Below are 21,068 nucleotides of genomic sequence, written 5' to 3'. Positions count from 1 at the left end.
CCACCCCTATGACTGTCACGCAGGAACAAGCCACCTGGTTCGCCGACGCGTTCGGCAAGCTCGTCGGCAACGTCGAGCAGGCCATCCTCGGCAAGGAGCACGTCATCAAGTTGGTCGTCACGGCGATGCTCTCCGAGGGGCACGTGCTCCTCGAGGACTACCCGGGCACGGGGAAGACGGTGCTCGCGAAGGCCCTCGCGAACACCCTCGACGGCACGAGCTCCCGCATCCAGTTCACGCCGGACCTCCTGCCCTCCGACGTCACCGGGGTGACGATCTACGACCAGGGCAAGGGGATCTTCGAATTCCACAAGGGACCGATCTTCGCCTCGATCGTGCTCGCCGACGAGATCAACCGCGCCTCGCCGAAGACGCAGTCGGCGCTCCTCGAGGTCATGGAGGAGGGCATCGTCACGATCGACGGGACGAGCTATGACGCCGGCAAGCCCTTCATGGTGATCGCGACGCAGAACCCGATCGAGCAGGCCGGTACCTACAAGCTCCCCGAGGCGCAGCTCGACCGCTTCCTCATCAAGACGACGCTCGGCTACCCCGACCGCCAGACCTCGGTGAACCTCCTCCTCGACGCGTCCAACCGGGCCCGGGCGACGAAGGTCCAGCCGATCATCGCCTCCAGCGCGGTCATCACCATGGCGCAGCTCGCGACGGAGGTGCACGTCGACGGCAGCATCCTCGAGTACGTCGCCGACGTCGTCGCCGCCACGCGCGACGACCAGGACGTCGCGCTCGGCGTCAGCATGCGCGGCGCATTGGCGCTCGTGCGCGCGGTGAAGACCTGGGCCATCTCCCAAGGCCGCACCTACGTGACCCCGGACGACGTCAACGACCTCGCCCAGGCCGTTCTGGCACACCGCATCATCGTCGACCCCGAGTCCGACTTCGCCGGCGTGACGGCCCAGGACATCGTCTCCCGGGTCCTCGTCAGCATCGCTCCGCCGGCCTACCGCGCAGCATGAGCGAGACCCTCGAGCAGCGCGCCACCCCCGCGCCGGACGGACCCGACGCGGTCCGGGCGGCGGCGGTCGGCGCGCCGGTCGAGGGCTCACCGGACGGCGCCGGGCAGTCGGCGGACGCGGCGCCCGCGGCCGCGCCGAAGCCGTTCCGTCGCATCGTCGACGGCGTGGGTGCCGTCGTCGGCCCCTGGGCGAAGGTCGCGTGGGACGCCGCGAAACCCGTGCTCGACGTCGTCAGTGGTCTGGGCTGGGTGGTCCTCGCCATCGGCGTCGTCGCGACCGTCGCCGGCTTCATCCTCGGGTGGGCGGAGCTCGTGTTCCTCGGCTTCGTGCCCCTCGCCGCGATCCTCGCCTCCGCCGCCTACCTGTTCGGCCGGTCGACCTTCCGCATCTCCATCCACCTGAACCCCAGCCGCGTCACCGTCGGCGAACGCGCCATCGGGCAGGTCCTCATCGCCAACCCCGGCGGCCGTGCGACGACACCGACCCGCCTCGAGGTCCCGGTCGGATACGGGCTCGCCGAGTTCGCGATCCCGGCGATCCCGAAGGACGGCGAGCACGAGGAGCTCTTCGCCGTCCCCACGAACCGGCGTGCCGTGATCCCGGCCGGCCCCGCCGTCTCCGTCCGCGGTGACCAACTCGGGCTCCTCCGCCGAGAGGTCCGCTGGACGGAACCGGTCGAGCTCTTCGTGCACCCGGAGACCACGCGGCTGCACCCGACCGCCGCCGGACTCATCCGTGACCTCGAGGGCCTCGTCACCAAGACGATCACGAACAACGACATCTCCTTCCACGCCCTCCGCGGCTACGTCGCCGGCGACGACCGGCGCTACATCCACTGGAAGTCCTCCGCGAAGACGGGCCAGCTCATGGTGCGGCAGTTCGAGGAGACGCGGCGGTCGCAGCTCACCATCGTGATGACGACCGACTCCCGCTACTACGCCGACGACGAGGACGAGTTCGAGTTGGCGGTGTCTCTCACCGCGTCCATCGCGACCCAGGTGATCCTTGACCAGGTGCCGATCAGCGTCGTGACCGACCGGCTCGCCCTCCGGACCCACACGGTGACCTCCTTCCTCGACGACAGCTGCCGCCTGCAGTTGGCCGAGGGGACGTTCGAGACGCCGCGGACCTTCGCCCGCGAGACCACGAAACGGCTGCCGGCTCCGAGCGTCGTCATCATCGTGGCCGGTTCGCGGCTCGAGGCCCAGGAGTACCGGGGTATCCAACGGCTGTTCGGCCCCGACGTCAACGTCTTCGGCATCCGCGTCGAACGGGGTGCGCGAGCGAGTATCAAGGACGTGGCCGGCATGAACGTGATGACGGTGGGCGCCCTCGGCGATCTCGCCAAGGTCATGTCGAGGGCCCTGTGAGCGGCGTTGACGAGCGCACGACCGTGCGTCCGCCGTCCGCGGCCGCCGACGTCGACGTGCAGGGGATCGTCCCGACGTTCGTCGCCCCGTGGCCGCTGCCCGGTCGATCCTGGATCGACCTCGCGGTGGTGTTCGTCCTCGCCGCCATCGGCCTGCTCGGCTTCGGTGCCGCCCTCAGCGGCACCGGGTTCCTCCTCGCCGGCCTCGGCGGTCTGGTGCTCGGTCTCGCGGTGGGGGTCGCCTCGCACGCGTTGCGGTTGAACGCCATCCTCACGGGGCTCTCGACCGTCCTCGTGTTCTACCTCTTCGGCAGCGCCCTCGCCATGCCGTCCGCGGCGACGTTCGCGGTCCTCCCGAACCTGCGCACGCTCGGCGGGATCAGCATCGGTGCGGTCTTCGGGTGGAAGGACTTCGTCACCCTCCAGACGCCGCTGAGCGCGCCCGCCTACATCATGACCCTGCCGTATGTGGCGGGGCTCCTCGTCGGCGTTGTGTCCGCCGTGCTCGCCGTGCGCTGGCTGCCGCGTCGCCCGCAGATCGCGGTCCGCTGCGCCGTCGTCCTGGTCGGCCCGACCGTCCTGTACACGGTCGGCGTCCTCCTCGGCACCCAGACGCCGTTCCTCGCCGCAGTCCGGGGGATCGCCTTCGCGCTGATCGCCCTCCTCTGGCTGGGCTGGCGACCGGGAGCCGGACGCGGGGAGAACGCCGCCGCGTCGACCACCGCGGTCCTCCGTCGCAAGAAGATCGTCGGCACCGTGGTCCTCGCGGCCGTCGCCGTGGTCGTCGGCGGGGGTGCGGCCGTCGTGGCCTCGCCGCCCGCGGACTCGCGCTTCGTCCTGCGCGAGGTCGTCACGCCGCCGTTCGACCCCCTGGAGTACCCGAGTCCGCTCGCCGGGTTCCGCGAATACACGAAGGACCTCGCCGAGACGAAGTTGTTCACCGCCACCGGGCTCGAGCCGGGGGACCGCATCCGGCTCGCAGCGATGGACAGTTACGACGGGCGCCTCTGGACCGTGTCCGGGCCCTCGACGGCCACCGACGGGTCCGGTGCCTTCGAGCTCGTCGGTGATCAGCTCCCGGGGCCGCAGCTCATCACGAAGGGCGGCGACCGACGCGTGTCCATCGACGTCACCGGGTACGACGACATCTGGGTGCCGAGCGTCGGCTACCCCAGTGCGTTCACCCTCGACGGCAAAGCGTCGGAGCGATCCGAGGACGTCCGCTACAACGCCGAAAGCGGGGCCGCCGTCATCACCTCGGGCCTCGGGGAGGGCGACGACTACGAGGAGCGGACCACGACGCAGGCGGTGCCGAGCGACACGTTCCTCGCGACGACGCCGACCGCCCCGGTGGACCTGCCCCCGGTCACCAACATCCCCGACATCGTCGTCGCGAAGGCCTCCGAGTTCGTCGGGACCGAGACGACGCCCATGGGACAGCTGCGGAGGATCGAGCAGACGCTCCGCACCACGGGGTTCCTCAGCCACGGCCTCGCCTCCGACAGCTCGCCGTCGCGGGCCGGCCACGGCGCCGACCGCATGTCGGAGCTCTTCACCCGGACGCCGATGGTGGGCGACGAAGAGCAGTACGCCTCGGCGTTCGCGCTCATGGCCCGCTCGCTCGGGTACCCCGCACGGGTCGTCATGGGCTTCGCGCCCGAGGTGACCGAGGGTCAGGGGTCGGTGCAGGTCGTGGGTGACGACGTCACCGCGTGGGTCGAGGTGCCGTTCGAGGGCTACGGCTGGGTCGCCTTCTCGCCGACTCCGGACGAGACCGAGATCCCGCAGGACCAGGACCCGAAGCCCAAGACCGAACCGCAGCCGCAGGTGCGTCAGCCGCCGCGCAGCGACAACCTCGACGACAGCCTCCTGACCGAAGCGTCGATCGACGACGGCGACGACGATGACAAGGACGATGGACTCGTGATCCCGGAGTGGGTGTGGTGGGTCGCCCTCGTCGTGGGTGTGCCGGTGTCGCTGTACGTCATCCCCCTCCTCGCCATCGCCGGCGCGAAGCGTCGCCGCACGAAGCGACGGCGATCCGGGAGCGGCGACCGCCGTGCCGCCGGCGCCTGGGACGAACTCGTCGACCGATACGTCGAACTCGGGTACAGCGTGCCGGCGGCGGCCACCCGGTCGAGTACGGCGAACGCCCTCGGCACACAGGAACCGGGGGGAGCCACGACCCTGACGTCCCTCGCCGGGACGACCGACGATGCGGTGTTCTCCGGCCGAGACGTCGACGACGCGACCGCCGAGGAGCTGTGGCGTCGGTCCGAGGCGGAGTCGACACGTGCCCAGGGTGCGCTCGGGTGGTTCGCCCGCCAGCGGAGCCGGTTCCGGTATCGCGCGAAGCGCAGTTTCGTGAGTCGTCTGCAGCCGCCGTCGTCCCTCCGGGCACGACGGGCGGGCGGGCAGCGCGCCGACGGTCGTCGCTGAGGTCCGATCGGCCGTCGAGGCGCTACCCTCGGTGAGTATGGAGCGCTCGCTCGAGACCACGGTGAGCCAGGCCGTCGACGCCTGGTTGCGGTGGTTGCCGCGCTGGCATCCCGCCGCCCACCGCGGACGCACCAGGATCTGCCGACGGTGCATCGGGTCGCCGGTGCTCCGCGCCGCGGGCCTCGTGGACGACGTCCCGCATCAGGTGCAGCACGGCCTCGCGACCCGCATGAAGACGATCGTCGACCACGTGGTCGCGGAGTACACCGACCGGAACCTGCCGATCCTGCGCGCGGAGCTGCGGGCGGCCGACCTCCGCGAGGCGCAACGGGCCTACCGGCCGGGGGAGGGGCTCGACCCGGAGTTCGACGGACTCCAGCTCGACCCAGATCCGGATCCCGGCCAGCCGTACCTGTTCACGCTCACCGAGCTCGGGGCGTCCCAGGCGCGAGCCGTGCCGCCCCCGCCGCCGCTGTCGGACGACGCGAAGGAGGCGTTGCGCACCGAGATCGCCCTGGCCGACCAGTGCGCGAACGAGACCGGTCGCCGGGTGTGCGAACTCCTCATCGTTCACCGCCGGGCCATCCACGACGCGATCGAGCGGTATGTGGAACCGCAGGTGGCGGCGCTCCTCGACGACCTCGCGCTCGAACTCGATTCGCCGACGTCCCCCTGGTAGTCGCCTCCCCCTGGGAGGCGTCGGGGTCTTCCCGGACACATGAGGGGAGATCTCCCCATCGTGCTGTCCAACAGGCGTCACTATACTTTCGAGCACTTGTCAGCAGCACGATCCATGCTCATTGGGGGCGCAACACCATGACCGGTCCAGGAGATCAGAACCCGCAGCAGCCCCAGTGGCAGCAGCCGCCCGCTCAGCCCGAGCCGCAGCAGGGATGGCAGGGCAACGGCCCGCAGTCCTCCGCCTCGGGCCAGCAGCCGACGGGGCAGTCCGGCCAGCAGTCGCCCTACGGGCAGTCGCCGACGCAGCCCTCGGGGTCCGCCGGCCAGCAGTCCGGCCAGTACGGCCAGCAGCAGGGCCAGTACAGCCAGCAGACCGGGCAGTACGGTCAGCAGTCGGGCCAGTACAGCCAGCAGACCGGGCACTACGGTCAGACGGGTCAGTACGGTCAGAGCGGTCAGTACGGTCAGACCGGCCAGACGGGTCAGTACGGCCAGCAGGACACCGGCCAGTACGGCCAGCAGCCCACCGAACAGTACGCACAGGCCCCGGGCGGGTACGGTCAGGCACCGTACGGCCAGGGCGGCGGTTCGTACGACGGCGGTGCTGGTCAGCCGCCCAAGAAGAAGCTGTCGAAGAAGGGCCTGACCGGCATCATCGCCGGTGGCAGCGCGCTCCTGCTCATCATCGTCGGCGGCATCGTCGGCGTGAGCATCGGCAACTCGCTCCACGCCCCCGAGGTCACGGTCAAGGGTTACCTCGACGCGCTGAAGGCGGGCGACGCCGAGGAGGCGCTGAAGCTCTCCGGCACCGAGGTGACCGCGGCCGACGTGCTCCTGACCGACGAGGCGTACAAGGAGGCATCCGGCAAGGTCTCCGGGTACACGATCGGCAAGACGACCACGAGCGGCGACACCGCCACGGTGCAGGCACGACTCACCCAGGGCGGAGAGAGCGTCGACCAGGAGTTCACGCTCACGAAGGTCGGGAAGGACGCCGTGCTCTTCGACAAGTGGAAGCTCGAGGCGCCGGAGCTCAGCACCGTCCAGGTCGACGTGGTCGCGCCGGACGACGCCGTCGCGACCGTCGGCGGGGTCGACTTGACCGACGTCGAGCCGATCGCCGAAGGCTCCTACCAGCTGCGGGCGCTCCCGGGCACTTACGACGTCGCCCTCAGCGAGAGCGACTGGTACTCGGCGGAGGCCACGACCGCGACCGCCCTCGGCTACGGGCAGACGGCTGAGCCGGCCACCCTCTCGGTCGCGCTCACCGACGCCGGGACGACCGCGATCGAGGAAGCCGTCAACACGTACATCGACGGCTGCGGGGCGTCGACCGAGATCGCCCCGACCGGTTGCCCCTACGAGATCCGCAACGCCACCGGGTACACCCCCTCCGGCGTGACCTGGACCTTCGACACCCGCCCGACCTTCACGGTCGGTGAGTTCAACGGCACCGGGTGGAGCGTCGAATCGGAGACCGTCGGGCGCATGTCGATGACGTGCACCCTCACGGACCCGGCCACCGGCCAGACCGGCCCCGGCGGCGGCGGTCCCGTCGACTTCAACGTCGGCGGCACGGTCGAGGGCTTCACGGACGAGGGCGCGACGTTCGTCCCCCTGCCGTAGACCCAGAGCTGGACGACCCCTGGGAGCACGGCTTCCAGGGGTCGTCGTCGTTTGACCGCAGAGCCACCTCGGGCTAGTCTTGGTTGGGTGTGCGCACTGTCGTGCGCTCTCGTGCTGTCCACCGTCTCCGGAGGGTGGCTCGCGGAGCGGACGCCCGACTCGCACCATCGGGTGGATCCCGGCCGGGCTGGTCCTGGCAGTCGATCGCCCCCACGGCATACCCACCATCCAAGCGACGCGCATTCGCGCGGCGCCGGTGGGTCCATACGACCTCGTGATCCGGGAGACCGGCCCACGAATGCTGCAGTACCACTGTCACCGTGCAGTCATCATCAAGGAGCTAGTAGTGCCAACCATTCAGCAGTTGGTTCGGAAGGGCCGCAGCCCCAAGGTCGTCAAGACCAAGGCGCCCGCCCTGAAGAGCAACCCGCAGCAGGCGGGTGTGTGCACCCGCGTGTACACCACCACCCCGAAGAAGCCGAACTCGGCGATGCGCAAGGTCGCCCGCGTGAAGCTGCGCAACGGTACCGAGGTCACCGCGTACATCCCCGGTGAGGGTCACAACCTCCAGGAGCACTCGCTGGTCCTGGTCCGTGGCGGTCGCGTGAAGGACCTCCCGGGTGTCCGTTACAAGATCGTCCGTGGCGCCCTGGACACGCAGGCCGTCAAGAACCGCAAGCAGGCTCGCAGCCGCTACGGCGCGAAGATGGAGAAGAAGTAATGCCTCGCAAGGGTCCAGCTCCGAAGCGCCCCGTCGTCGCCGATCCCGTTTACGGCGCCCCCATCGTCAGCCAGCTCGTCAACAAGATCCTGCTGGACGGCAAGAAGGGCCTCGCTGAGCGCATCGTCTACGACGCACTCGAAGGCGTCACCGCCAAGAACCAGCAGGATGCCGTCGTCACGCTCAAGAAGGCGCTCGACAACGTCCGGCCGACCCTCGAGGTGCGTTCGCGCCGCGTCGGTGGTTCCACCTACCAGGTGCCGGTCGAGGTCAAGCCTCACCGCGCCAACACCCTCGCTCTCCGCTGGCTCGTGAGCTACGCGAAGGGCCGCCGCGAGAAGACGATGACCGAGCGTCTCCAGAACGAGATCCTCGACGCATCGAACGGTCTCGGTGCAGCCGTCAAGCGTCGTGAAGACACGCACAAGATGGCCGAGTCGAACAAGGCGTTCGCGCACTACCGCTGGTAGTCGCCGCCCGATGCGGGGGCGGACGATCCGTCCGCCCTCGCATCATCGAGTGAATCAGCTCACCCCTACCTATCCCCGGAGGACCCCGTGGCACAAGACGTGCTCACCGACCTGAACAAGGTCCGCAACATCGGCATCATGGCCCACATCGATGCCGGCAAGACCACCACCACCGAGCGCATCCTGTTCTACACGGGCGTCAACCACAAGATCGGCGAGACCCACGACGGTGCGTCGACGATGGACTGGATGGCGCAGGAGCAGGAGCGCGGCATCACGATCACGTCCGCCGCGACGACCTGTTTCTGGAACAAGAACCAGATCAACATCATCGACACCCCCGGCCACGTCGACTTCACGGTCGAGGTCGAGCGTTCGCTCCGCGTCCTCGACGGCGCCGTCGCCGTGTTCGACGGCAAGGAGGGCGTCGAGCCCCAGTCCGAGACCGTCTGGCGTCAGGCCGACAAGTACGACGTCCCGCGCATCTGCTTCGTCAACAAGATGGACAAGCTGGGCGCCGACTTCTACTTCACGGTCGACACCATCATCAGCCGCCTCGGCGCCAAGCCGCTGGTCATCCAGCTGCCGATCGGTGCCGAGTCCAACTTCGAGGGCGTCGTCGACCTGGTCGAGATGCGCGCACTCACCTGGCGTGGAGACGCCAAGGGTGACGTCGAGATGGGCGCCAAGTACGCCATCGAGGAGATCCCGGAAGACCTCAAGGAGAAGGCGGCCGAGTACCGCACCGCGCTCCTCGAGGCCGTCGCCGAGACCGACGACGCACTCATGGAGAAGTACTTCGGTGGCGAAGAGCTGACCGTCGCGGAGATCAAGGCCGCGATCCGCCAGCTCACCATCACGAGCACCATGTACCCGGTCCTCTGTGGCTCGGCCTTCAAGAACCGCGGCGTCCAGCCGATGCTCGACGCGGTCATCGACTACCTGCCCTCCCCGCTCGACGTCCCCGCCATCGAGGCGCACGACGCTCGCGACGAGGAGAAGGTCGTGGAGCGTCACCCCGACTCGACCGAGCCCTTCACCGCGCTCGCGTTCAAGGTCGCCGTGCACCCGTTCTTCGGTCGCCTGACGTACGTCCGCGTCTACTCGGGTCGTCTCGACTCGGGTGCGCAGATCATCAACTCCACCAAGGGCAAGAAGGAGCGCATCGGGAAGATCTTCCAGATGCACGCCAACAAGGAGAACCCGGTCGACTTCGTCACCGCCGGTCACATCTACGCGGTCATCGGCCTGAAGGACACCACCACCGGTGACACCCTGTCCGACCCGCAGAACCAGGTCGTCCTCGAGTCGATGAGCTTCCCGGAGCCCGTCATCGAGGTCGCGATCGAGCCGAAGACCAAGGCCGACCAGGAGAAGCTGGGCACCGCGATCCAGAAGCTGGCCGAAGAGGACCCCACGTTCCGCACCGAGCAGAACACCGAGACCGGCCAGACCGTCATCAAGGGCATGGGCGAGCTCCACCTCGACATCCTGGTCGACCGCATGAAGCGCGAGTTCAACGTCGAGGCCAACGTGGGCAAGCCCCAGGTCGCGTACCGCGAGACCATCAAGCGCAAGGTCGAGAAGTACGGCTACACGCACAAGAAGCAGACCGGTGGTTCGGGTCAGTTCGCGAAGATCCAGTTCGATCTGGAGCCGATGGACGTCACTCCGGAGACGACCTACGAGTTCGTGAACGCCGTGACCGGTGGTCGCATCCCGCGCGAGTACATCCCCTCGATCGACGCCGGTTTCCAGGACGCCCTGCAGGTCGGTGGCCTCGCCGGCTACCCGGTCGTCGGTGTCAAGGCGATCGTCACCGATGGCGCGGCGCACGACGTCGACTCCTCGGAGATGGCGTTCAAGATCGCCGGCTCGATGGGTCTCAAGGAGGCCTACTCCCGGGCCAACCCCGTCCTCCTCGAACCGCTCATGGCGGTCGAGGTCCGTACTCCTGAGGAGTACATGGGCGACGTCATCGGTGACCTGAACTCCCGTCGTGGACAGATCCAGTCCATGGACGACGCCACCGGCGTCAAGGTGATCCGTGCCAACGTCCCGCTCTCCGAGATGTTCGGCTACATCGGCGACCTCCGGTCGAAGACCTCTGGTCGTGCCGTGTACTCGATGACCTTCGAGAGCTACGCGGAGGTCCCGAAGGCTGTCGCCGACGAGATCATCCAGAAGAACAAGGGCGAGTAGTCACTCACTCTCTCTTCACCGCGGTCCGGCCGGGTGTGCGAACACCCAGCCGGATCGCGTAACATGAATACACATCCCTGCAGTGTGTCGGGCATCGAATGGTGCCCGCCGCCCCGCACAACGTCCTGAGGAGGACTCACAGTGGCAAAGGCCAAGTTCGAGCGGACCAAGCCGCACGTCAACATCGGAACGATCGGTCACGTCGACCACGGCAAGACCACGCTCACCGCGGCGATCTCGAAGGTCCTGGCGGACAAGTTCCCGTCCGCGACCAACGTGCAGCGCGACTTCGCGTCGATCGACTCCGCGCCCGAAGAGCGTCAGCGTGGTATCACGATCAACATCTCGCACGTCGAGTACGAGACGCCGAAGCGCCACTACGCGCACGTCGACGCCCCGGGTCACGCCGACTACATCAAGAACATGATCACCGGTGCTGCGCAGATGGACGGCGCGATCCTGGTCGTCGCCGCCACTGACGGCCCGATGGCACAGACGCGTGAGCACGTGCTGCTCGCCAAGCAGGTCGGCGTCCCCTACCTGCTCGTCGCGCTGAACAAGTCCGACATGGTCGACGACGAGGAGATCCTGGAGCTCGTCGAGCTCGAGGTCTCCGAGCTCCTCGCCTCGCAGGGCTTCGCTGAGGACGCTCCTGTCGTCCGCGTTTCGGGCCTCAAGGCGCTCGAGGGCGACGAGAAGTGGGTCCAGAGCATCCTCGACCTCATGGACGCCGTGGACGAGAACGTCCCGGACCCCGTGCGCGACAAGGACAAGCCCTTCCTCATGCCGATCGAGGACGTCTTCACGATCACCGGTCGTGGAACCGTCGTCACGGGCCGCGCCGAGCGTGGCACGCTCGCGATCAACTCCGAGGTCGAGATCGTCGGCATCCGTCCGACGCAGAAGACGATCGTCACGGGTATCGAGATGTTCCACAAGCAGCTCGACGAGGCATGGGCCGGCGAGAACTGTGGTCTCCTGCTCCGTGGCACGAAGCGTGAAGACGTCGAGCGCGGCCAGGTCGTCGTCAAGCCGGGTTCGGTCACGCCGCACACGAACTTCGAGGGCACCGCGTACATCCTGTCCAAGGATGAGGGTGGGCGTCACAACCCGTTCTACGCGAACTACCGTCCGCAGTTCTACTTCCGCACCACCGACGTCACCGGCGTCATCACGCTGCCCGAGGGCACCGAGATGGTCATGCCTGGCGACACCACCGACATGACCGTTGAGCTGATCCAGCCCATCGCCATGGAGGTCGGCCTCGGCTACGCCATCCGCGAGGGTGGCCGCACGGTCGGCGCCGGCACCGTCACGAAGGTCCTCGCGTAAGCATCAGCTGACGCAAGTACCTGATCGGCCGTCCGCGGTCGAGTCGGTTCCACGAAGGGCCCGGAGCGTATGCTCCGGGCCCTTCGTCGTTCCCCGACGCTCGCAGCACATGTTCAGCGCTGACGTGTAATATATAAGACGTCTGTCAATCCGGGCAGGCATCACCCACCCGAGGTCCACGTGTCCCGCTCGTCCTTCACTCCACGCCGCCGCTCCCGACCCCGCGTCCTGATCCCCTGCCTGCTCGGGGTGTCGTCGGTCCTCCTGGGCGCTGGAGTCGCCACGATCTCCGCAGCGACGCACGCACTGGGCGTCCGTGATGAACTCGTCGCCGCGCTGCCCGAACTCGAAGCGGTGCGTGCCGGCGTCGGGGGAGGCGGTGCGGAAGGCGTCGACACCGAGGCCTTGGATCGCCCGGGGCGCGCGGTGGAACGTGCCCTCGAAGCCACCCGGGGCGCGGACTGGTGGATCGCCGAACGCGTTCCCGTCGCCGGTGCGAACTTCGAGGCTGTCCGAACCGCGGTCGAGGCGGCGCACGTCGTGGTCGACGAGGTCCTCGAGCCGGTGCTGGCCCTCCCGCTCGACGGTCTCGCGGTGGACGGACGCCTGGACACCGTGCGGCTGGGCGACATCGCCCGCACGTCCGCCCGGGCGCTCGAGCGACTGGAGGAGCAGGTCGCGCGGCTCGACCGCCTCGACCGCTCGGCGCTGCTCCCGCAGGTGTCCACGGCGCTCGACGGCGTCGATGGACCACTGCAGGAGGCCTCTTCGCTCAGCGCCAGCCTGGCGCCGGTGCTCCGCGCGCTGCCCGGCCTGCTGGGGGACGATGGGCCGCGCGACGTGGTGGTCCTCTTCCAGAACTCGGCTGAGAGCCGTGCACTGGGCGGTATCGCCGGGGCGTCCGTGCTCGTCCATATCGAGGGCGGGGTGCTCGACGTGACCCGGACGCTCTCGGCCGCCGACTTCGTGTCCCATGCCGATCCGGTCCTGCCGCTCCCGGCGGACACCGATCAGCTCTATCGGAGTGACGGCTACGCGCTCGCCGGCACGTCCATCCACGAGGTGACCTCCCGCCCGGACTTCCCCTACGGAGCGCAGGTGGCGTCCCAGCTGTGGCAGGAGAGCCAGGGGGTCGAACCCGACCTCATCCTCGCGGTCGACCCGGCCGCGCTCTCCTACCTCCTCCGGGCGACCGGCCCGGTCGCGATCGCCGATGGTTCGGAGATCACGAGCGACACCCTGGTCGGGCGGCTCCTGAACGGCGTCTATCGCGAACACCCGGGCCTCACGGACGAGGCGAACCGCGCTCAGGACGCGACCTTCACCTCCGTGGTGGAGGCGCTCGTCACCCAGCTGCAGAGTGGTGCTGTGGACGTCCCGCAGGCGGTCGAGGCGTGGGCCCAGGCGGTCGAGGAGCATCGGCTGCTCGCCTGGAGCCCCGACCGGGTCGAGGAGCGGGCGCTGGTGCTCGCCGGGGTCGGGGGAGCCCTGCCAGGGCGCTCGCGCGGTGAGGTCCCCTTCGGTCTGTATCTCGCCGACGCGGTCGGTTCCAAACTCGAGTACTACCTGCATCAGCGCGTGCGCGTCGCTGCGGGCTCCTGTGCTGCAGACGGCACGCGTCCGGCGACCGTCTCCTCCGCGTTCACCAACACGATCGACACCGAGGCGGCGCTCGGTTCGGAGGAGTTCGACTACATCGCGGGGTTCTACGGACGGGAGGGGCTCGAGCGAGGCACGATCCGCCTCCGCATGATGGCCTATGCCCCTGACGACTCCGCGATCCGCGCGGTCCGAGTGGACGGTGTGGAGGTCCCGTACGTGTCGGGGACCGACGACGGACGGCCGGTCGCGTACGCCATCGTGAGCATCCCGCCCGGCGCGACGGTCACGGTCGAGGTGGAGGCGTCGGTCGAGGGTTCGATCGTGGACGAGGTGGTCTTCGACGGGACCCCGGGGGTGCATCCGGTCGAGGTCGAGAACGCCGTCGACGCCTGCTGAGGAGCGGCCCGGAGGCCGCTGGAACTCCCGAGACTGAGCGGATCCTGACCATCCTGAGATCGCGACACGCCCGGGTTGCACGCATGGTGGATCCGTGGCAAACTAGTCCAGTTCAGTATTTCGGACGAGCGTGCCTGTGCGCGCTCCGGCGGATCACTGCCAGGTAGTGCATAGGAGCTCCCAAACGCGGCAACGCGACAGGGATCGAGCCTAGGCCGCGGGTAGCAGAACACCAATCACTTCATCGCAATCCAGGTCGTAGCAGTGCTGCGCCCGGCCCAGACCACGAGTCGGGGTGGAGGCCGGTGGATGACCACGAGGGTCGCAAGACGCGAGTGGTCGTTGACAGCAGAACAGTGGTGCGACACCAGTAGTGCCAATGGCGTGGAGCAACCGAACGTTGCAAAGCGCACGATATGCGTCCAATACGGAGAGATCCGCACGACGCGAGACAGAGAGTGAGTCACACATGGCGGGACAGAAGATCCGCATCCGACTGAAGTCGTATGACCATGAGGTCATCGATACTTCGGCGCGCAAGATCGTCGACACGGTCACCCGTGCAGGCGCAACCGTCGTCGGCCCCGTGCCGCTTCCGACGGAGAAGAACGTGGTCTGCGTGATCCGTTCGCCGCACAAGTACAAGGACAGCCGGGAGCACTTCGAAATGCGCACCCACAAGCGTCTGATCGACATCATCGACCCGACCCCGAAGGCCGTCGACTCGCTCATGCGTCTCGACCTGCCGGCGGACGTCAACATCGAGATCAAGCTCTGAGCTCGGTAGAGACGGAAGGAAGACATGTCTAACACCAAGACCAGCAAGGGTCTGCTCGGCACCAAGCTCGGCATGACCCAGGTATGGGACGAGAACAACAAGCTCGTTCCCGTCACCGTCATCGAGATCACGCCCAACGTGGTCACGCAGGTTCGCACCCCCGAGGTCGACGGCTACGACGCCGTGCAGATCGCGTACGGCCAGATCGATCCCCGCAAGGTCAGCAAGCCTGACGCGGGTCACTTCGACAAGGCCGGCGTGACGCCGCGTCGTCACCTCACCGAGGTCCGCACCGCCGACGCATCCGAGTACTCGCTCGGCCAGGAGCTCACCGTCGACGGTGTCTTCGAGGCCGGCCAGAAGGTCGACGTCGTCGGCACTTCGAAGGGTAAGGGTTTCGCCGGTGTCATGAAGCGTCACAACTTCAAGGGAACGGGCGCCTCTCACGGTGCACACCGCAACCACCGCAAGCCGGGCTCCATCGGCGCCTCCTCGACCCCGAGCCGTGTCTTCAAGGGCATGCGCATGGCCGGTCGTATGGGTGGCGAGCGCGTCACCGTGCTGAACCTCCGGGTTCACGCGATCGACGCCGAGAAGGGCCTGCTGCTCGTCAAGGGTGCCGTTCCCGGCGCTCGTGGCCGCATCGTATTCGTCCGCACCGCAGTGAAGGGAGCGTAGTTCCATGGCTATCGCTACTCTCGACGTGCTCGACACCAAGCTCAAGAAGGCCGGCACCGTCGACCTTCCTGCCGAGGTGTTCGACGTTCAGACCAACATCCCGCTCATCCACCAGGTGGTCGTCGCGCAGCTCGCTGCCGCACGCCAGGGCACGCACAAGACCAAGCGCCGCGGCGAAGTGTCCGGTGCAGGCCGCAAGCCGTTCAAGCAGAAGGGCACGGGTAACGCTCGTCAGGGCTCCATCCGCGCTCCTCAGATGACCGGCGGTGGCATCGTCCACGGTCCAGTGCCCCGCAACTACTCGCAGCGCACCCCCAAGAAGATGATCGCCGCAGCCCTGCTCGGTGCCATCTCCGACCGCGCTCGTGGCAGCCGCCTCCACGTCGTCGACTCCCTCTCGTTCGGCGAGAAGCCGTCGACGAAGGTCGTCTCCGAGTACCTGACGAACGTCGCTTCCTCGAAGCACGTCCTGATCGTCCTCCAGCGCGACGACGAGCTCAGCCACCGCAGCGTCCGCAACCTGCAGAACGTGCACGTGCTGTCGTACGACCAGCTGAACGCATACGACGTGCTCGTCTCCGACGACATCGTCTTCACCAAGGCCGCCTTCGAGGCATTCGTCGCCAGCAAGACCGGCGCCAAGGCCGCAACCGAGGAGGTCTCGGCATGACCGCGATCAACAAGGACCCCCGCGACGTCATCTTCGCGCCGGTCGTCTCCGAGAAGAGCTACAGCCTGATCGACGAGGGCAAGTACACCTTCCTCGTCGACCCGCGCTCGAACAAGACCGAGATCAAGCTCGCCATCGAGAAGATCTTCGGTGTCGAGGTCGCTTCGATCAACACCCTCACCCGTCAGGGCAAGACCCGTCGCACCAAGTTCGGCACCGGCAAGCGCAAGGACACCAAGCGCGCCATCGTGTCGCTCAAGTCGGGTTCCATCGACATCTTCACGGCTGTTGGCTAAGACGGCCGGGAACGAAGAGGAATAAGAAATGGCTATTCGTAAGTACAAGCCCACGACTCCTGGTCGTCGCGGTTCGTCTGTCGCGGACTTCGCGGAGATCACCCGTACGACGCCGGAGAAGTCGCTGCTTCGTCCGTTGTCGAAGACCGGTGGTCGCAACAACCAGGGCCGCATCACGACGCGTCACATCGGTGGTGGCCACAAGCGCCAGTACCGTCTGATCGACTTCCGTCGCAACGACAAGGACGGCGTCAACGCCAAGGTCGCTCACATCGAGTACGACCCCAACCGCACGGCACGTATCGCGCTGCTCCACTTCGTGGACGGCACCAAGCGCTACATCCTCGCTCCGAACAAGCTGAGCCAGGGCGACATCGTCGAGTCGGGCGCCGGCGCGGACATCAAGCCGGGTAACAACCTGCCCTTGAAGAACATCCCGACCGGTACCGTCATCCACGCGATCGAGCTCCGTCCCGGTGGCGGCGCGAAGATGGCCCGCTCCGCGGGTGCATCGGTGCGTCTCGTCGCGAAGGACGGCCCGTACGCGCAGCTTCGCCTGCCGTCCGGCGAGATCCGCAACGTCGACCTGCGCTGCCGCGCCACCATCGGTGAGGTCGGCAACGCCGAGCAGTCGAACATCAACTGGGGTAAGGCCGGCCGTAAGCGCTGGCTGGGCGTCCGCCCGACCGTCCGTGGTGTCGCGATGAACCCGATCGACCACCCGCACGGTGGTGGTGAGGGCAAGACCTCCGGTGGACGTCACCCGGTCAGCCCGTGGGGCCAGAAAGAAGGCCGCACGCGCCACCCCAACAAGGAAAGCGACAAGCTCATCGTTCGTCGTCGTACCGCCGGCAAGAAGCGTAAGTAGGAGTAAGAGAAGATGCCACGCAGTCTCAAGAAGGGCCCCTTCGTCGACGACCACCTGCTCCGCAAGGTCGTCACGGCGAACGAGGCCAGCAACAAGAACGTGATCAAGACCTGGTCGCGTCGATCGATGATCATCCCGGCCATGCTGGGTCACACCATCGCCGTCCACGACGGTCGCAAGCACATCCCGGTGTTCGTCACCGAGACGATGGTCGGGCACAAGCTCGGCGAGTTCGCGCCCACCCGCACCTTCCGTGGACACGTGAAGGACGACAAGAAGGGCCGTCGCCGCTAACGCGGTGACGTGAAGGAGGAAGAGAAATGGTGGAGTCGATCGCCCGCGTGCGACACATCCGCGTCACCCCCCAGAAGGCCCGTCGTGTCGTCGCGCTCATCCGTGGCAAGCAGGCTCAGGAGGCCTTGGCCATCCTGAAGTTCGCACCGCAGAGTGCCAGCGAGCCCATCTACAAGCTCGTTGCCTCGGCCATCGCGAACGCTCGCGTCACGGCCGACAAGGACAACGTGTTCCTGGACGAGCAGGACCTGTACATCGCGAAGGCGTACGTCGATGAGGGTGCAACCCTCAAGCGTTTCCGTCCCCGTGCACAGGGCCGCGCGTTCCGCATCCTCAAGCGCACCAGCCACATCACCGTCGAGCTCTCGACGCCTGATGAGACTGCCGGCGCTGCCAAGGCCAAGAAGGTGAGCAAGTAATGGGTCAGAAAGTCAATCCATACGGCTTCCGTCTGGGAATCACGACCGACCACGTGTCGCGTTGGTTCTCCGACAGCACGAAGAAGGGTCAGCGTTACAGCGACTTCGTCGCGGAAGACGTCAAGATCCGCCGTTTGCTGGCGACCTCGCTCGACCGCGCTGGAGTCAGCCGCATCGAGATCGAGCGAACCCGTGACCGCGTCCGCGTCGACATTCACACCGCCCGTCCGGGCATCGTGATCGGTCGTCGTGGCGCCGAGGCCGAGCGCATCCGTGCCGACCTCGAGAAGCTCACGAAGAAGCAGATCCAGCTGAACATCCTCGAGGTCAAGAACCCCGAGGCCGACGCTCAGCTCGTCGCGCAGGGCATCGCCGAGCAGCTCTCCGCACGTGTGGCCTTCCGCCGCGCGATGCGTAAGGGCCTGCAGGGCGCCCAGCGCACGTCCACCGTCAAGGGTGTCCGTATCCAGGTGTCCGGCCGTCTCGGCGGCGCTGAGATGAGCCGTTCCGAGTTCTACCGCGAAGGCCGTGTGCCGCTGCACACGCTCCGCGCGAACATCGACTACGGCTTCTACGAGGCGAAGACCACGTTCGGCCGCATCGGCGTGAAGGTCTGGATCTACAAGGGCGACATCACCAACAAGGAGCTTGCTCGCGAGCAGGCCAACCAGAAGTCGACGCGTCCCGAGCGCCGTGACGGTGGCGACCGCCCCCGTCGCAACGCCGGTCCGAGCAGCGCCCCCAAGGCAGCTGTTGAGGCGCCCGCCGCCGCAGGAGTTGAGGCATAACCATGTTGATCCCACGCAAAGTCAAGCACCGGAAGCAGCACCACCCCGGCCGTTCCGGCCAGGCCACCGGTGGCACCAAGGTGTCGTTCGGTGAGTACGGCATCCAGGCCCTGACGCCCGCTTACGTGACCAACCGTCAGATCGAGTCCGCTCGTATCGCCATGACGCGTCACATCAAGCGCGGCGGCAAGGTGTGGATCAACATCTACCCCGACCGTCCGCTGACCAAGAAGCCCGCCGAAACCCGCATGGGTTCCGGTAAGGGTTCGCCCGAGTGGTGGGTCGCGAACGTCAAGCCGGGTCGTGTGCTGTTCGAGGTCGCCGGAGTCGATGAGACCCTGGCCCGCGAGGCGCTCACCCGTGCAATCCACAAGCTGCCCCTCAAGGCACGCATCATCAAGCGCGAGGAGGGCGACGCATAATGGCGATCGGATCCAAGGAGCTCACCCCCGTCGAGCTCGACACCTTTGAAGACCAGCGCCTCGTCGAGGAGCTCCGCAAGGCCAAGGAAGAGCTGTTCAACCTGCGCTTCCAGTCGGCCACGGGGCAGCTCGAGAACCACGGCCGCCTGCGCGCCGTGAAGCGCGACATCGCTCGCATCTACACGGTCATCCGTGAGCGCGAGCTCGGCATCCGGGCCACGCCGACCGTCGAGGTCGTCGAGGCCAAGGCCGAGAAGAAGACCAAGAAGGCCAAGGCCGCACCGAAGTCCGAGGACACCGCTGCAGCCGACGCCGAGACCATGAAGGAGGCCTAGACATGGCTACCGCTACTGACAAGGCCCCCGAGGGTCACGAGTCGGCCGAGCACGACGTCAAGGACGCCGCTGCTCGTGGCTACCGCAAGACCCGTCGTGGTCTGGTGACCAGCGACAAGATGGAGAAGACCATCGTCGTCGAGGTCGAGGACCGCGTGAAGCACCCGCTCTACGGCAAGGTCATCCGCCGCACCTCCAAGGTCAAGGCTCACGACGAGGCGAACTCCGCCGGCATCGGCGACCTCGTCCTGATCAGCGAGACCCGCCCGACCAGCGCCACCAAGCGCTGGCGCCTGGTCGAGATTCTCGAGAAGGCCAAGTAGGCCTCGCGGCTTACTGAGAGGAAAGCGAACAATGCTTCAGCAAGAATCACGAGTCAAGGTCGCCGACAACACCGGTGCCAAGGAGCTCCTGACCATTCGTGTGCTCGGTGGCTCCGGCCGCCGCTACGCGGGTCTCGGTGACACCATCGTCGCGACCGTCAAGGACGCGATCCCCGGTGGCAACGTCAAGAAGGGCGACGTCGTCAAGGCGGTCATCGTCCGCACCCGCAAGCAGACCCGTCGTCCCGACGGTTCCTACATCAAGTTCGACGAGAACGCCGCTGTCATCCTGAAGGCTGACGGGGACCCCCGTGGTACCCGCATCTTCGGACCGGTCGGTCGCGAGCTTCGTGACAAGAAGTTCATGAAGATCGTCTCGTTGGCGCCGGAGGTTATCTAAGTCATGGCAAAGATCAAGAAGGGCGACCTGGTTCAGGTCGTCTCCGGCCCGAAGCAGGACCGCGGTGGTTACCGCGGCAAGCAGGGTCGCGTCATCGAGGTCCTGGCGGACAAGAACCGGGTGATCGTGGAGGGCGTCAACTACGTCACGAAGCACTCCCGTGTCGGCCAGACCCAGCGTGGGACGAAGACCGGCGGCATCGAGACCGTCGAGGCTTCGATCCACATCTCCAACGTCGCGCTCGTCGACCCGGAGACCAAGGGCCCGACCAAGGTCGGCCACCGCAACGAGGAAGTCACGAAGGACGGCGTCACCAAGACGGTCCGCGTTCGTTACGCCAAGAAGTCAGGTAAGGACCTCTAATGACCGACACAGAAGTGGCGACTGGCAAAATCCAGCCCCGTCTCAAGCAGAAGTACCGCGCTGAGATCCTTCCGCAGCTGCAGAAGGACTTCGGCTTCACGAACGTGCACCAGGTGCCCGGTCTCGTGAAGGTCGTCGTCAACACCGGTGTGGGCGAGGCAGCCCGTGACAGCAAGGTCATCGACGGCGCTGTTTCGGACCTCACCAAGATCACCGGTCAGAAGCCGCAGGTCACCAAGGCACGCAAGTCCATCGCACAGTTCAAGCTGCGCGAGGGTCAGCCCATCGGCGCCCACGTCACGCTTCGTGGCGACCGCGCCTGGGAGTTCCTGGACCGCCTGCTGAGCCTCGCTCTTCCGCGTATCCGCGACTTCCGCGGCCTCTCGGACAAGCAGTTCGACGGCAACGGCAACTACACCTTCGGTCTCCAGGAGCAGTCCATGTTCCACGAGATCGACCAGGACAAGATCGATCGCGTCCGCGGCTTCGACATCACCGTCGTGACCACGGCCAAGAACGACGACGAGGGTCGCGCGCTGCTCAAGGCGCTCGGCTTCCCGTTCAAGGCAGCTGAGTCCAAGTAGGCTGAGCTTCTGCCCGGTCCTCGGTGTATGTCGAG

General features: G+C 67.1%; 24 protein-coding genes. All 24 read left to right on the top strand.

The window, feature by feature from the left end; all coding sequences use genetic code 11:
• Nucleotides 1-8 precede the first annotated feature (8 nt).
• The 24 genes from QRN27_RS04135 to rplE all read left to right on the top strand — a co-directional run bounded on the left by QRN27_RS04135 (nucleotide 9) and on the right by rplE (nucleotide 21,033).
• Nucleotides 9-977, top strand: a complete 969-nt coding sequence (locus tag QRN27_RS04135) for an AAA family ATPase (protein ID WP_056008184.1) — start codon at nucleotides 9-11, stop codon at nucleotides 975-977.
• The gene (locus tag QRN27_RS04130; RefSeq protein ID WP_285040828.1) at nucleotides 974-2,347 is read left to right on the top strand and encodes a DUF58 domain-containing protein; all 1,374 of its coding nucleotides are present in this window, start codon (nucleotides 974-976) and stop codon (nucleotides 2,345-2,347) included. The genes QRN27_RS04135 and QRN27_RS04130 overlap by 4 nt, the downstream gene beginning before the upstream one ends.
• Nucleotides 2,344-4,785: a transglutaminase-like domain-containing protein gene (locus QRN27_RS04125; protein ID WP_285040827.1), complete on the top strand. Its 2,442-nt coding sequence runs from the start codon at nucleotides 2,344-2,346 to the stop codon at nucleotides 4,783-4,785. Before QRN27_RS04130 ends, QRN27_RS04125 begins: the two co-directional genes overlap by 4 nt.
• Nucleotides 4,786-4,822: 37 nt before the next feature.
• Nucleotides 4,823-5,464, top strand: coding sequence for a spermidine/putrescine ABC transporter substrate-binding protein (locus QRN27_RS04120; RefSeq protein ID WP_285040826.1), 642 nt, complete (start codon nucleotides 4,823-4,825; stop codon nucleotides 5,462-5,464).
• Between the two features lie 137 nt (nucleotides 5,465-5,601).
• Nucleotides 5,602-7,092, top strand: coding sequence for a zinc ribbon domain-containing protein (locus QRN27_RS04115; protein ID WP_285040825.1), 1,491 nt, complete (start codon nucleotides 5,602-5,604; stop codon nucleotides 7,090-7,092).
• Between the two features lie 346 nt (nucleotides 7,093-7,438).
• A complete protein-coding gene (rpsL, locus tag QRN27_RS04110; RefSeq protein WP_056008169.1) occupies nucleotides 7,439-7,813 on the top strand; it encodes a 30S ribosomal protein S12 in 375 nt (124 codons plus the stop codon).
• Nucleotides 7,813-8,283: a 30S ribosomal protein S7 gene (gene rpsG, locus QRN27_RS04105; protein WP_056008166.1), complete on the top strand. Its 471-nt coding sequence runs from the start codon at nucleotides 7,813-7,815 to the stop codon at nucleotides 8,281-8,283. The genes rpsL and rpsG overlap by 1 nt, the downstream gene beginning before the upstream one ends.
• 87 nt (nucleotides 8,284-8,370) lie before the next feature.
• Nucleotides 8,371-10,485 carry an elongation factor G gene (fusA, locus tag QRN27_RS04100; protein ID WP_194669304.1) on the top strand — a complete coding sequence of 705 codons (2,115 nt, stop codon included), beginning with the start codon at nucleotides 8,371-8,373 and terminating at the stop codon, nucleotides 10,483-10,485.
• 141 nt (nucleotides 10,486-10,626) lie between these two features.
• The gene (gene tuf, locus QRN27_RS04095) at nucleotides 10,627-11,817 is read left to right on the top strand and encodes an elongation factor Tu (protein ID WP_056008160.1); all 1,191 of its coding nucleotides are present in this window, start codon (nucleotides 10,627-10,629) and stop codon (nucleotides 11,815-11,817) included.
• Between the two features lie 249 nt (nucleotides 11,818-12,066).
• Nucleotides 12,067-13,815, top strand: coding sequence for a DUF4012 domain-containing protein (locus tag QRN27_RS04090; RefSeq protein ID WP_285040824.1), 1,749 nt, complete (start codon nucleotides 12,067-12,069; stop codon nucleotides 13,813-13,815).
• A gap of 469 nt (nucleotides 13,816-14,284) precedes the next feature.
• A complete protein-coding gene (gene rpsJ / locus QRN27_RS04085; RefSeq protein ID WP_005050520.1) occupies nucleotides 14,285-14,593 on the top strand; it encodes a 30S ribosomal protein S10 in 309 nt (102 codons plus the stop codon).
• A 24-nt stretch (nucleotides 14,594-14,617) separates the two neighbouring features.
• A complete protein-coding gene (gene rplC, locus QRN27_RS04080; protein ID WP_056008154.1) occupies nucleotides 14,618-15,271 on the top strand; it encodes a 50S ribosomal protein L3 in 654 nt (217 codons plus the stop codon).
• Nucleotides 15,272-15,275: 4 nt separating this feature from the next.
• The gene (gene rplD, locus QRN27_RS04075; protein ID WP_194669306.1) at nucleotides 15,276-15,941 is read left to right on the top strand and encodes a 50S ribosomal protein L4; all 666 of its coding nucleotides are present in this window, start codon (nucleotides 15,276-15,278) and stop codon (nucleotides 15,939-15,941) included.
• Nucleotides 15,938-16,237 (top strand): 50S ribosomal protein L23, encoded by a 300-nt coding sequence (rplW, locus tag QRN27_RS04070; RefSeq protein WP_056008147.1) that lies wholly within the window; start codon nucleotides 15,938-15,940, stop codon nucleotides 16,235-16,237. Before rplD ends, rplW begins: the two co-directional genes overlap by 4 nt.
• A gap of 28 nt (nucleotides 16,238-16,265) precedes the next feature.
• A complete protein-coding gene (gene rplB, locus QRN27_RS04065; protein WP_056008143.1) occupies nucleotides 16,266-17,105 on the top strand; it encodes a 50S ribosomal protein L2 in 840 nt (279 codons plus the stop codon).
• A gap of 12 nt (nucleotides 17,106-17,117) precedes the next feature.
• Nucleotides 17,118-17,399 carry a 30S ribosomal protein S19 gene (gene rpsS / locus QRN27_RS04060; protein ID WP_056008140.1) on the top strand — a complete coding sequence of 94 codons (282 nt, stop codon included), beginning with the start codon at nucleotides 17,118-17,120 and terminating at the stop codon, nucleotides 17,397-17,399.
• Nucleotides 17,400-17,425: 26 nt separating this feature from the next.
• Entirely contained in the window at nucleotides 17,426-17,818 is a 393-nt protein-coding gene (gene rplV / locus QRN27_RS04055) for a 50S ribosomal protein L22 (RefSeq protein ID WP_056008137.1), read from the top strand.
• The gene (rpsC, locus tag QRN27_RS04050; RefSeq protein ID WP_056008134.1) at nucleotides 17,818-18,606 is read left to right on the top strand and encodes a 30S ribosomal protein S3; all 789 of its coding nucleotides are present in this window, start codon (nucleotides 17,818-17,820) and stop codon (nucleotides 18,604-18,606) included. The genes rplV and rpsC overlap by 1 nt, the downstream gene beginning before the upstream one ends.
• Nucleotides 18,607-18,608: 2 nt before the next feature.
• Nucleotides 18,609-19,028 carry a 50S ribosomal protein L16 gene (rplP, locus tag QRN27_RS04045; RefSeq protein ID WP_056008131.1) on the top strand — a complete coding sequence of 140 codons (420 nt, stop codon included), beginning with the start codon at nucleotides 18,609-18,611 and terminating at the stop codon, nucleotides 19,026-19,028.
• Nucleotides 19,028-19,363, top strand: a complete 336-nt coding sequence (gene rpmC, locus QRN27_RS04040) for a 50S ribosomal protein L29 (protein WP_285040823.1) — start codon at nucleotides 19,028-19,030, stop codon at nucleotides 19,361-19,363. Before rplP ends, rpmC begins: the two co-directional genes overlap by 1 nt.
• Before the next feature lie 2 nt (nucleotides 19,364-19,365).
• A complete protein-coding gene (rpsQ, locus tag QRN27_RS04035) occupies nucleotides 19,366-19,686 on the top strand; it encodes a 30S ribosomal protein S17 (RefSeq protein WP_056008125.1) in 321 nt (106 codons plus the stop codon).
• 31 nt (nucleotides 19,687-19,717) lie between these two features.
• Nucleotides 19,718-20,086, top strand: a complete 369-nt coding sequence (gene rplN / locus QRN27_RS04030) for a 50S ribosomal protein L14 (RefSeq protein WP_056008123.1) — start codon at nucleotides 19,718-19,720, stop codon at nucleotides 20,084-20,086.
• Between the two features lie 3 nt (nucleotides 20,087-20,089).
• Entirely contained in the window at nucleotides 20,090-20,449 is a 360-nt protein-coding gene (rplX, locus tag QRN27_RS04025; protein ID WP_056008121.1) for a 50S ribosomal protein L24, read from the top strand.
• Nucleotides 20,449-21,033, top strand: a complete 585-nt coding sequence (gene rplE / locus QRN27_RS04020) for a 50S ribosomal protein L5 (RefSeq protein ID WP_056008119.1) — start codon at nucleotides 20,449-20,451, stop codon at nucleotides 21,031-21,033. The genes rplX and rplE overlap by 1 nt, the downstream gene beginning before the upstream one ends.
• The last annotated feature ends 35 nt before the right edge of the window (nucleotides 21,034-21,068 follow it).

This window comes from Plantibacter sp. LMC-P-059a, assembly GCF_030209505.1.
In the GTDB taxonomy this organism is placed as follows: Bacteria; Actinomycetota; Actinomycetes; order Actinomycetales; family Microbacteriaceae; genus Plantibacter.
The sequence above is the reverse complement of the archived record's forward strand: the minus strand, read 5'-3'. Positions and strand labels throughout refer to the sequence as shown.